Genomic DNA, 11,376 nt, shown 5'->3' with positions numbered 1-11,376 from the left:
ACGTGCACCGGCTTGCCCTGGGGGGGGCGGCCGAGCCGGTCGCCGCGCCAGGCCTGGTCGTTGATGTCCCGGATCAGCGCGTACTCGATGGACAGCCGGCGCCCCGACTTCTGGCTGTACTCGAAGCTACGCCCGCGAACGCCACGTCTGGCTCGGCCTGCACACGGCGGCGACCCGGAGCCTGGCGCAGGGCGCGATGATCGTGTTCAGCTGAGCGCGCTCTTGGCTATCGTCGCCTCTCCAGGAGCATCGACAGCAGGGAGCAGACCGTGCGTGACGCCGTAGTGACGGCCCAGGGAGACCGGATCCGCTGGGTGGAGCTGCCGGGGCGGGAACCCTCCCGCGTCTACGTGCACGGTCTGGGCGCCACCTCGCCCGCCTACTTCGCCGAGGCCGCGGTGCACCCGCTGCTGGCCGGCCGCCGTTCGCTGCTGATCGACCTGCTCGGCCACGGCCTGAGCGACCGGCCGGCCGGCTTCGACTACAGCCTCCAGGCCCACGCCGACGCGCTCGCCGAGGCGTTGACCGCCGCGGGCGTCAGCGGGGCGGAGGTCATCGCGCACAGCATGGGCGGCTCGGTGGCCATCGTCCTGGCCGCCCGGCACCCGCGCCTGGTCTCCCGCCTGGTGCTGATCGACGCCAACCTCGACCCGATCGCGCCGTGTGTCGGCGCCGGCGGCAGCAGCGGCATCGCCGCGTACACCGAGGAGGAGTTCCTGGCCGGCGGCTGGGAGGAGGTCCGCGACCGGGTGGGTGCGCACTGGTGGTCCACCATGCGCCTGGCGGGCCGCGAGGCACTGCACCGCAGCGCGGTCCACCTGGTCCGCGGCACCGACCCCTCCCTGCGCCGGCTCCTGATGGAGCTGAGCGTTCCGCGCACCTACCTGCTGCCCGAGGCCGACGGGCCGCTGCCGGGCGCCGAAGAGCTGGCGGTGGCGGGGGTGGCCGTGATACCCGTGCCCGACTGCGGGCACAACATCATGCTGGACAATCCGCAGGGCTTCGCCGAGGCCACCGCGGCCGCGCTGGCCCAGGGCCCCGTGCCGGCGCCGTAGTCCCGACGGCCACGGGCCCGTGCCCGTCCTCCCTGTCCGCGTGCACGCGCGTGCGTGCGTGCCTGGGTGCGTGTCCGGGCGCTCTGGGCGCGTGTCCGGGCGCGGACGGCGGAACGGCCGGTCGGATCACCGTACCGGCCGTTCCGTCATACGCCCCGGATCCCCGGAGGGACCGTCACAGGAACGAGTTGACCTCGATCGTCTCGTCGCGGCCCGGGCCGACGCCGATCGCGGAGATCGGGGCGCCGGACATCTCCTCCAGGGCCTTGACGTACGCCTGGGCGTTCTTCGGCAGGTCGGAGAAGGTCTTGGCCTTGGTGATGTCCTCCTGCCAGCCCGGCAGGTACTCGTAGACCGGCTTGGCGTGGTGGAAGTCGGTCTGCGAGTACGGCAGCTCCTCGACCCGCTTGCCGTCGATCTCGTAGGCGACGCACACCGGGATGCGCTCCCAGCCGGTGAGGACGTCGAGCTTGGTGAGGAAGAAGTCGGTCAGGCCGTTCACGCGGGTGGCGTAGCGGGCGATCACCGCGTCGAACCAGCCGCAGCGGCGGTCGCGGCCCGTGGTCACGCCCCGCTCGCCGCCGATCCGGCGCAGCGCCTCGCCGTCCTCGTCGAACAGCTCGGTCGGGAACGGGCCGGAGCCCACGCGGGTGGTGTAGGCCTTGAGGATGCCGATCACGCGGCTGATCTTCGTCGGGCCGACGCCGGCGCCGGTGCAGGCACCGCCCGCAGTCGGGTTGGACGAGGTCACGAACGGGTACGTGCCGTGGTCGATGTCCAGCAGCGTGCCCTGGCCGCCCTCGAAGAGGACCACCTTGTTCTCGTCCAGGGCCTTGTTGAGGATCAGGACCGTGTCGGCGACGTACGGCTTGATCTGCTCGGCGTAGCCCAGCAGCTCCTCGACCACCTGGTCCGCGGCGATCGCGCGCCGGTTGTACAGCTTGGTCAGGATCTGGTTCTTGACGTCGAGGGCCGCCTCGACCTTCTGGGTCAGGATCGACTCGTCGTACAGGTCCTGGACCCGGATGCCCACGCGGTTGATCTTGTCCGCGTAGGTCGGGCCGATGCCGCGGCCCGTGGTGCCGATCTTGCGCTTGCCGAGGAAGCGTTCCGTCACCTTGTCCACGGTGACGTTGTACGGCGTGATGATGTGGGCGTTGCCGCTGATCAGGAGCTTGGACGTGTCGACGCCGCGCTCGTTCAGACCGCTCAGCTCGGAGAGCAGGACCGACGGGTCGACGACGACGCCGTTGCCGATGACGGGCGTACAGCCGGGCGACAGGATTCCGGAGGGGAGGAGGTGCAGTGCGTACTTCTGGTCGCCGACGACGACCGTGTGGCCGGCGTTGTTGCCGCCCTGGTAACGCACCACATAGTCCACCGAGCCACCGAGCAGGTCGGTGGCCTTTCCCTTGCCCTCGTCACCCCACTGAGCACCGAGCAGCACAAGTGCGGGCACGCGCGTACACCCCTTCCGGGCGGGGCATGTCCAAGGTCAGGGGCGTACGCGGGTTCACCGCCGCGTACACCGCGCGACCCTCGTCGGCCGCGCAAACCGTCGGACCGGATGCCCCGGAATAGACGAAGCCCCTGGCGCAATAGCGCAAGGGGCTCTTGCACAAAGATGCTACCCGAGGAAGCGAGGCAGGACCGAGGTGGCGACCTTCACGACGTCCGATCAGCTGCTGATGGTCATCGACCCGGTCGCCCGGCGCACGGACGGGGAATCCGTGCGGATCGCGAAAGACGTGCTCAGCGCGGGTGCGGTCACCAAGGTGTGCCTGCCCGAGGACCCGGAGGAGTTCGCCCGCGCCCTGGCCCGGCGCGGCTCGCGGCGGCCGGTGGTGGTCGGCGACGACCGGGCGCTGCTGCGGGCGGTGTCGGTCCTGCACCGGCGGCGGGAGCTGGACGCGTGTGCGCTGTCCGTGGTGCCGGTCGGGGATGTCATGTCCCTGGCTCGCTCGCTCGGTGTGCCGGCCGGGCCGGTGGCCGCGGCACGGGCGGTGCTCGACGGGGTCGTACGCCGGCGCGACCTGCTCGTCGACGACAGCGACGGGGTGGTGCTGGGGACCCTGCACATCCCGCCGCCCGCTGTGCGGCAGGCCCCGCAGATCCGGGCGGCGGGCCCGGCGGCGGACGGGCCCGCGGATGCCGCCCCGGTCGGCGCGGGCGCGGGGCGTGAGTGGCTGCGGACCTGCCAGTCCCTGGTGCGGACCCTGGTCGTCCGCCCGCCCCGCACGCCGGGCGGCGCCGGTCCGCGCTCCTCCCGGCTGCGCGTGGAGGTCGACGGGGAGACGGTGGTCGACCTGGACCAGCCGGTGGAGGCGGTGTCGGTCGCGCCGGGCGACTCGGGGCGCGCGCAGGTGCAGGTACGGCCGCTGTCGGGGCCCGGCGCGGAGGCCACGCCCGTGCTGGCCGAGGGGCGCACGGTGACCGTCTCCGGCGCACACTTCCGCTACCGGGCGGACGCGGTCGAGTCGGGCCCGGTGCGCACCCGGACGTGGACGGTGCGGGAGGGGGCCTGGGGGCTGGTGGGGCGCCCGCCGTGGTCCTGCCGGATGGCCCGTTCCGTTGTCTCCCCCGGTCCCCCGCCCTTCCCCCGCCACCCGTCCGGCCCCGGCCGCCGTCGGCGAGCCCGTGCCGCCCCGGCGCCGCACCCGGATCCTCGCGCTGCCCGAGGCCCGCTGGGCGGCGCCGCGCTGGTGCTGTTCCTGGCCGCGCTGCCGCTGTACCTGGCCGGGGCTCCCGCCTGGGCCTGGGGGCCGCTGTTCGCGCTCACCTACGCCACCGGCGGCTGGGAACCGGGCTGGGCCGGACTGCAGGCCCTGCGCGAGAAGACGCTGGACGTGGACCTGCTGATGGTCGTCGCCGCGCTGGGCGCGGCGGCGATCGGGCAGGTTCTGGACGGGGCCCTGCTGATCGTCATCTTCGCCGTCTCCGGCGCGCTGGAGGCCGTCGCCACCGCCCGCACCGCCGACTCGGTGCACGGCCTGCTCGACCTGGCCCCGGCGACCGCGACCCGGATCGCCGACGACGGTACCGAGGAGGAGGTGCCGACCGAGCGGCTCGGCGTGGGCGACATCGTCCTGGTCCGGCCCGGTGAGCGGATCGGCGCCGACGGCCGGGTGCTGGAGGGGGCGAGCGAGGTGGACCAGGCGTCCATCACGGGCGAGCCGCTGCCGGTGGCCAAGCAGGAGGGCGACGAGGTCTTCGCCGGCACCCTCAACGGCACCGGCGCCCTGCGCGTGAAGGTCGAACGGGACCCCGGGGACTCGGTGATCGCCCGGATCGTGGCCCTGGTGCGGGAAGCCTCCGAGACCAAGGCCCCCACCCAGCTGTTCATCGAGAAGGTCGAACAGCGCTACAGCCTCGGCATGGTCGCCGCCACCCTCGCCCTGTTCGCCGTGCCGCTGCTCTTCGGCGCCGCGCTGCAGCCCACGCTGTTGCGCGCCATGACGTTCATGATCGTCGCCTCGCCGTGCGCCGTCGTGCTGGCCACCATGCCGCCGCTGCTGTCGGCGATCGCCAACGCCGGCCGCCACGGCGTCCTGGTGAAGTCCGCCGTGGTCATGGAACGCCTCGGCCAGGTGGACGCGGTCGCCCTGGACAAGACCGGGACCCTGACCGAGGGCACCCCGCGCGTGACCGACATCCGCCCGCTGGCCGCCTCCGGCCTGAGCGAGGAGGAGCTGCTGCGGCTGGCGGCGGCGGCCGAGCACCCCAGCGAGCACCCGCTCGCCCGCGCGATCGTGGACGCCGCCCGCACCCGCGGCCTGGACGTCCCGCCGGTGGAGGACTTCTCCTCCGCTCCGGGCTCCGGGGTGAGCGCCACGGTGGCCGGCCGCACCGTCGCGGTCGGCAGCCCCGCCCGCCTCCTGGACGACACCGCAGGTCACCCCGCCCGCGCCGTGGCCGCGGACCTGGAGGAAGAGTGCCGCACCGCCGTGCTGGTCCTCCTCGACGGCACACCGGTGGGGGCACTCGGCATCGCCGACCGGCTGCGCGCGGAGGCCGCCGCCACCGTCGCGGCCCTGGGCCGGCTGACGGGTACCGCCCCGCTGCTGGTCACCGGGGACAACCCGCGCGCGGCCGCCCGGCTCGCCGGGGAGGTCGGCATCGCGGACGTCCGCGCCGGGCTACTGCCGCAGGACAAGGTGCGGGCGGTACGGGAGCTGGAGCAGGCCGGGCGGAAGGTGCTGGTGGTCGGCGACGGCGTCAACGACGCCCCCGCGCTGGCCGCGGCGCACACCGGCATCGCCATGGGCCGGGCGGGTTCCGCCCTTGCGCTCGAGACCGCCGACGCCGTCGTCGTCCGCGACGAACTGGCCACCGTCCCCGCCGTCGTCCGCCTCTCCCGCCGGGCGCGCCGGCTGGTCGTCGAGAACCTGGCGATCGCCGCCGTGTTCATCACCGGCCTGGTCGTGTGGGACCTGGCCGGCACCCTGCCGCTGCCCCTGGGCGTGGCGGGACACGAGGGTTCCACCGTCATCGTCGGCCTCAACGGCCTGCGGCTGCTCACCGACGCCGCCTGGCGCCGGGCCCGCACGGAGGCCGCGGACGCCCCGGCATCCCACGGCGCTGCCGCGGACCGGACCGGGGGTCCGCGGGACCGGCGCCGGGCGCCGGGCGGCGGGCAGGCACGATAGTCTGGTGATCGGCTGTGATCCGCGATCGCAGCGCGGCGGTGGGGCTCGCCGTACCCGAACCGCGGCACGGCGCCGCCGACAGTCCCTACTTGCGATGGCGTGTGCCCGTGCACCTGGGCCCCGGCGAGTAGGAGACGTACGTTCATGACAGTGCCGCGTACCAGCACGACCGACGACCTCGCGCGTCCCGGCACCGGTCCGCGACCGTCCGCCCGGCGGTGGCCGTCCCGGCGGGTACCGTCCCACGGGGGGCAGGGCCCGACCGTGGCGGTGGTCGCGCTCGGCGGCGCCGTCGGGGCCTCGGCCCGGTACGGGGCGTCGCTGCTGTGGCCGACGGCGGCGGGCGCGTTCCCCTGGACGACGCTGTGGGTGAACACGGTCGGCTGTGCGGTGATGGGCGTGTTCATGGTGCTGATCACCGAGGTGCGCGCGGTGCACCCGCTGGTCCGGCCCTTCTTCGGGACCGGGGTGCTGGGCGGGTTCACGACGTTCTCCACGTACGCCGTGGACGTGCACGGGCTCGTGGACGGCGGCCGTCCCCGGACCGGGCTCGCCTATCTGGCCGTGACGCTCTGCGCGGCGTTGGCGACCGTATGGCTCGCGGCGACGGCGACGCGCCGCCTGGTGGCAGGGAGGCAGCGGTGACGAGACTGACGGGCCGCGCGCTGCGCGTGACGATCTTCATCGGCGAGAACGACGTCTGGCACCACAGGCCCCTCTACAGCGAGATCGTGCACCGGGCGCACCGGGCCGGGCTCGCCGGGGCGTCCGTGTTCCGCGGCGTGGAGGGGTTCGGCGCCTCCTCGCTGGTCCACACCTCGCGGATCCTGTCGCTGAGCGAGGATCTGCCGGTGGCGATCGTGATCGTGGACACCGAGGAGCGGGTGCGGGACTTCCTGCCCCAGCTGGACGAGCTGGTGACGGAGGGGCTGGTGATCCTCGACGACTGCGAGGTCATCCGGTACGTGGGCCGGGACAAGCACGCGAGCGGGGACCAGCACGCGGGCGGGGACCAGCACGCGGGCGGGGACCAGCACGGGGACAGGGAGGAGAAGGCGTGAACTGGCTGCTGGTGGTCGTCGGTGCCATGGTCGGCGCGCCGCTGCGGTACCTGACCGACCGGGCGGTGCAGAAACGGCACGACACCGTCTTCCCGTGGGGCACGTTCACCGTGAACGTGGTCGGCTGCCTCCTCCTGGGCCTGCTGTCGGGGGCCGTGACGGCCGGGGCGGCCTCGCCGCACGTGCAGCTGCTGCTCGGCACCGGACTGTGCGGAGCCCTGACGACGTACTCGACGTTCTCCTACGAGACGCTGCGGCTGGCCGAGGGCGGGGCACGCTTCTTCGCCGTCGCCAACGTCGTCGCCGGCGTCGTGGCGGGCCTGGGCGCGGCGTTCCTCGGGGCGTCGCTCGCCGACGCCCTGTGGGCGTGACCGGGCAGCGGGAAGCCTGTGCCGCTGCCGCCCGGCATCCGTCCCCGGGTCATTCCTCCGGGGGCGGCGGCCGGTGAAGATGGGGCGGGCGGTGCCCGGCGGAGCGCTTGATGGCGAGGAGGGCGGCGTCGTCCCGGGGCTCGTGACCGATGTGGCCGACCAAGTCGAGGTGGAGCCGGCGCACCGCCGCCTCGGGACCGCAGCCGCAGACGGTGGCGGCCCGCTCCGTGAGCGGGAAGAACGCTCCCATCGGCGAGCGGGCTTCGACGACGCCGTCGGTGTAGAGCAGCAGCATGTCACCGGCCTCGAAGGTGAAGACGTCGGCGCGGTGCGCCGAGCCGGGCAGCACCCCCACGCCCAGCGGAGGCGCGGGGGAGGGGGCGTGCAGGACCGTGACCCGGCCGTCGTGCAGCACCAGGGGCGGTGGATGACCGAAGTTGATCATCTCGGCCTGTGAGCCGTCGTCGGGGATGTCGAGCAGCAGGGCGGTGACGAAGTGCTCGCCCGGGTCGTGCTCGGTGTCGGCGACCTCCTCCAGGTTCCGGGCCACGCTCTCCTCCAGGGCCGCCGCGAGGTCCGGCAGGGTGGCGTACCGGTGAGCGCCCTCCCGGAAGGCACCCAGGACCATGGACGCCTCGCCGATGGCGGACAGGCCCTTGCCGCGGACATCGCCGATGATGACGCGGCTGCCGGGGTGGTCGGTGCGGGCGACGGCGAACAGGTCGCCCCCGACCCGGGTCTCGTCCTCGGCGGCCAGGTAGAGCCAGGCGACCCGCAACGGTCCCATCCGGCGCGGTGGCGGCCGCAGCAGCACCAGCTGCGCCGCCTCGGCCACCGAGCGGGCCCGGACCAACTCCCGGCTGCGCCGGTCGCGCACCTGGCACACGAAGACCACCAGGGCGGACAGCACGGTCAGGGCGGCGATCTGCGAGAGGTGGTTGGTCGTGGTCAGCCCGCCGTGGAAGACGGCGATGGCCACCTGGGCGGCCACCGCCAGCGCCCCCGCCAGCGCGGTCGTGCGCGGACCGGCCATCGAGGCGGTCAGGGCCGGCGCGATGACCAGCAACGGACCCAGGTGCACGTCCTGCGGGGAGTGCACGTCCACCACGGTGATCACCACGATCAGCGCAAAGGGCAGGGCCACCGGTCCGCGGCCCGGCGACGGCGGCAGGCGGCGCTCCCCCGGCTCATGCCCCGCATCCATGCCTACCGGAGTACCCCTGCTCCCTCGCGTACGCCCGGGCACCACGGCATCGCTCCGGATGCCGGGGACCCGCGACCGTGGCGGCCTCCCTGGACGGGTCGGCGGCACCCGCAACACCGGCCCGCCCCACGCTCGTCCCCGAGGGCGATGCTTGTCAGCACCCCGCCGGCCGTACGCGCAGGACTGCCACCCCGTTGACGCGGCCCGCGGCGAGGTCGTCCAGAGCGCGGTCCGCCCGGTCGAAGGCGTACGGGGTGACCATGACCCGCAGCGGCTGCGCGGCCGCCACGGCGAACAGCGCGCGTCCGTCCGCGCGGGTGTTGGCCGTCACGCTGCGCACGGTCCGCTCGCGGAAGAGATCCCGCCGGTAGTCCAGCGGAGGAATGGCGCTGAGGTGGATGCCGGCGATGCTGAGCGTGCCGCCGCTGCCCAGCGCCCGCAGGGCCAGGGGGACCAGCTCACCGGCCGGGGCGAAGAGGATCGCGGCGTCCAGGGGCCGCGGCGGTGGCGCCGAGGGATCGGCCGCCGAGGCGGCGCCCAGGCGCAGGGCCAGGCCCCGGGCGGCCGGGGAGCGGGTGAAGACGTGGACGGACGCGCCCTGGGCGAGCGCGATCTGCGCGGTGAGATGGGCGGAGGCGCCGTAGCCGTAGATGCCCAGGTGACCGCCGGGCGGCAGGTCGGCGCGCCGCAGCGCCCGGTAGCCGATGATCCCGGCGCACAGCAGCGGGGCCAGCTCCTCCTCGGCGTAGCCCTGCGGGAGTTCGTAGGCGTAGGCGGCGGGCACGGTCGCGTACTCGGCGTAGCCGCCGTCGGCGTCCCAGCCGGTGTACCGCGAGGACGGGCACAGGTTCTCCTGCCCGCGCCCGCAGAAGGCGCACGTCCCGCACGTCCGGCGCAGCCACGGGATGCCGACCCGGGTGCCGGCCGCGGGGCCGGTGGCGTCCGGGCCGGCCGCGACGACCTCCCCGACCGCCTCGTGGCCCGGCACCACCCGCGTGCGGTGTGCGGGCAGGTCGCCGTCCCGCACGTGCAGATCGGTACGGCACACTCCGCACACCGCCACCCGCACCAGCAGCTCGTCGCCGGCGGGGACCGGAACCGGCAGCACGGCGGGCTCGACCGTTCCCGGGCGGGAGGCGGAGGCCACCCAGGCCCGCATGGCCGCCGGGATCGTCGTGTCCATGCGCGGCACCTCCTCACCTGTCCATGAGACCGCCGCCCGGCCCGGACGTCGAGGTGTGCGGGGGCATCCCCGGCCCGTCGGTGCGCGCGGCGGACAGGGGACGGCCGGGAGCGGTGGGCGCTTCGGTCACCGGGTGCGGGGCGCCGGGCCGGGCCGGCCGTCCTCCAGCGGCGGGGCCGTCATCGCGCCGTGGGTGCGGCAGTGCGGGCGCGGGCAGCCGGGGGCCGGGCGGCGGACCGTGGCGAAGGCGAGGACCGCCGCCGCCACCAGCAGCGCGGCGCAGATCGGCATCGCCCGCCGGAAGGCCGCGTCGAAGGCGTCCGCCGAGCGGTAAGCCTCCGGGCCCATCCCGGACAGCAGCGGCAGCGCGGCCACCGCGACCAGACCGGCCGCGCGGGCCGCCGCGTTGTTGATGCCGCTGGCCAGACCCGCCCGGGAGGTGTCCACCGAGGCCAGCACCGTGGCGGTCAGCGGGGCCACCAGGGTGACCATGCCCGCGCCCATGACCACCAGGGCCGGCAGGACGTCCGTGAGGTAGTCGGCGTCCCGGCCGACGCGCAGCATCAGCAGCATCGCGCCCGCGCACAGCAGCGGCCCGACGGTGAGCGGCAGGCGCGGCCCGATCCGGTCGGCGAGAGCGCCGGAGCGGGCCGAGAACAGCAGCATCAGCACGGTCGTGGGCAGCAGGGCGGTGCCCGCGCGCAGTGGCGAGTAGCCGGAGACGACCTGGAGCTGGAGGGCGGTGAGGAAGAAGAAGCCGCCGAAGGCCGCGTAGACGCCCAGCGTGACCACGTTGACCGCGCTGAACTGGCGGGAGGCGAAGACGTCCAGCGGCATCATCGGATCGGGCACGCGCCGTTCGACGCAGACGAACGCGACGGCGGCGACGATGCCCGCCGCCCCGGTCAGGGCGACGGGGACGACGTCGCCGCGGGCCTGGATCAGGGCATAGGTCACCAGGGCGAGGGCCAGCGCGCCGAGGACGGCGCCGAGCACGTCGAACCGGCCGTGCCCCCGCCCGTCGGAGGACTCCGGTACGTGCCGCACGGCCAGGGGCGCGCACACCAGCGCCACCGGCACGTTGAGCAGGAACACCCAGCGCCAGCCGGGACCGTCCACCAGCCAGCCGCCGAGGAACGGGCCGACCGCGGCCCCGATGCCCCCGAACCCGGACCACAGGCCCGCGGCCCGGCCCCGGTCGTCGGGATGGAAGGAGGCCTGGATCAGGGCGAGCGACCCGGGGGTGAGCAGGGCGCCGCCGATCCCCTGCAGGGCGCGGGCCGCGATCAGCACGTGCGCGCTCGGGGCCAGCCCGCACAGCAGGGAGGCGGCGGCGAACCAGACGACACCGAGCACGAAGATCTTCCGGCGGCCGTAGCGGTCGCCCAGGGAGCCGCCGAGCAGGATCAGTCCGGCCAGCGTGACCAGGTAGGCGTTGACCGTCCACTGCAGCGCGGCGAGATCGGCGTTCAGGTCGTGGCCGATGCGCGGCAGGGCGACGTTGACGACGGTGGAGTCCAGCAGGGCCATGCTGGAGCCGAGCACGGTGGTCACCAGGATCCACCGGCCGGTGCGGCTGGAGATCCGCACCGGAGCGGAGACATGGCCGAGGTCCAAGATCGTCGACTTTCTGACCGCCGTGACCGTCCAGGGATTCTGATCGCCGTGGCCGTCCAGGATGGGGAGGGCTCCCGTCCGGTGTACCGCGAAAGACGCCGGACCGCCACAGCGTGACCGGCCGGTCCGCTCGCGGCGGTCCGGCCGCCCGGGGCCGCCCGGGCGGCCGGAGCAGTGATCCGGTGGGGCAGGGCGCCGGCCGGTCCGGACCGCGCGCCCCGCCCCGCGGAGCGCCGACC

Annotated in this window: 8 protein-coding genes and 4 pseudogenes; 7 read left to right on the top strand and 5 right to left on the bottom strand. The window is 74.7% G+C overall.

Annotated elements, in window-relative coordinates; translation table 11 throughout:
* A pseudogene (locus GV126_RS37690) lies at positions 1–122 on the bottom strand (dual-specificity RNA methyltransferase RlmN); the annotation flags it as partial.
* A 5-nt stretch (positions 123–127) separates the two neighbouring features.
* Between GV126_RS37690 and GV126_RS37865 the strand changes: the two are divergent.
* Both GV126_RS37865 and GV126_RS18580 read left to right on the top strand, forming a co-directional pair.
* A pseudogene (locus GV126_RS37865) lies at positions 128–214 on the top strand (putative DNA-mimic protein); the annotation flags it as partial.
* A 55-nt stretch (positions 215–269) separates the two neighbouring features.
* Positions 270–1,055: an alpha/beta fold hydrolase gene (locus GV126_RS18580; protein ID WP_159668115.1), complete on the top strand. Its 786-nt coding sequence runs from the start codon at positions 270–272 to the stop codon at positions 1,053–1,055.
* A gap of 175 nt (positions 1,056–1,230) precedes the next feature.
* Here the strand turns inward: GV126_RS18580 and GV126_RS18575 are convergent, their stop codons facing one another.
* Positions 1,231–2,514: an adenylosuccinate synthase gene (locus GV126_RS18575; RefSeq protein ID WP_028421094.1), complete on the bottom strand. Its 1,284-nt coding sequence runs from the start codon at positions 2,512–2,514 to the stop codon at positions 1,231–1,233.
* Between the two features lie 229 nt (positions 2,515–2,743).
* On the opposite strand from GV126_RS18575, the pseudogene GV126_RS37860 reads away from it, so the two are divergent.
* The 5 genes and pseudogenes from GV126_RS37860 to crcB (GV126_RS18550) form a co-directional block, all read left to right on the top strand.
* A pseudogene (locus GV126_RS37860) lies at positions 2,744–3,589 on the top strand (diacylglycerol kinase family protein); the annotation flags it as partial.
* Between the two features lie 103 nt (positions 3,590–3,692).
* Positions 3,693–5,614, top strand: a pseudogene (locus tag GV126_RS18565) (heavy metal translocating P-type ATPase); the annotation flags it as partial.
* 231 nt (positions 5,615–5,845) lie between these two features.
* On the top strand, positions 5,846–6,346 hold the full coding sequence (gene crcB, locus GV126_RS18560; RefSeq protein WP_159668112.1) for a fluoride efflux transporter CrcB: 501 nt from the start codon (positions 5,846–5,848) through the stop codon (positions 6,344–6,346).
* Positions 6,343–6,762 (top strand): DUF190 domain-containing protein, encoded by a 420-nt coding sequence (locus tag GV126_RS18555; protein WP_236570045.1) that lies wholly within the window; start codon positions 6,343–6,345, stop codon positions 6,760–6,762. Before crcB (GV126_RS18560) ends, GV126_RS18555 begins: the two co-directional genes overlap by 4 nt.
* A complete protein-coding gene (gene crcB, locus GV126_RS18550; protein ID WP_159668109.1) occupies positions 6,759–7,133 on the top strand; it encodes a fluoride efflux transporter CrcB in 375 nt (124 codons plus the stop codon). The genes GV126_RS18555 and crcB (GV126_RS18550) overlap by 4 nt, the downstream gene beginning before the upstream one ends.
* Before the next feature lie 49 nt (positions 7,134–7,182).
* Here the strand turns inward: crcB (GV126_RS18550) and GV126_RS18545 are convergent, their stop codons facing one another.
* The 3 genes from GV126_RS18545 to GV126_RS18535 all read right to left on the bottom strand — a co-directional run bounded on the left by GV126_RS18545 (position 7,183) and on the right by GV126_RS18535 (position 11,137).
* Entirely contained in the window at positions 7,183–8,337 is a 1,155-nt protein-coding gene (locus tag GV126_RS18545; protein WP_159668106.1) for a PP2C family protein-serine/threonine phosphatase, read from the bottom strand.
* A gap of 154 nt (positions 8,338–8,491) precedes the next feature.
* Complete coding sequence (locus GV126_RS18540; RefSeq protein WP_185947740.1) at positions 8,492–9,496, bottom strand: zinc-binding alcohol dehydrogenase family protein; 1,005 nt, start codon at positions 9,494–9,496, stop codon at positions 8,492–8,494.
* A 150-nt stretch (positions 9,497–9,646) separates the two neighbouring features.
* Complete coding sequence (locus GV126_RS18535) at positions 9,647–11,137, bottom strand: MFS transporter (RefSeq protein ID WP_159668100.1); 1,491 nt, start codon at positions 11,135–11,137, stop codon at positions 9,647–9,649.
* Between the last annotated feature and the right edge of the window lie 239 nt (positions 11,138–11,376).

Origin of the sequence: Streptomyces mexicanus, assembly GCF_902506575.1 — a bacterium.
Lineage (GTDB): Bacteria > Actinomycetota > Actinomycetes > Streptomycetales > Streptomycetaceae > Streptomyces > Streptomyces mexicanus.
Note: the sequence above shows the minus strand (reverse complement) of the source record. Positions and strands in the feature narration are given on the sequence as shown.

Excerpts from the sequence above, each read along its gene's own strand:
- GV126_RS18540 (WP_185947740.1), bottom strand. The coding sequence starts at position 9,496 with ATGCGGGCCTGGGTGGCCTCCGCCTCCCGCCCGGGAACGGTCGAGCCC.
- crcB (WP_159668112.1), top strand. The coding sequence starts at position 5,846 with ATGACAGTGCCGCGTACCAGCACGACCGACGACCTCGCGCGTCCCGGC.
- GV126_RS18545 (WP_159668106.1), bottom strand. The coding sequence starts at position 8,337 with ATGGATGCGGGGCATGAGCCGGGGGAGCGCCGCCTGCCGCCGTCGCCG.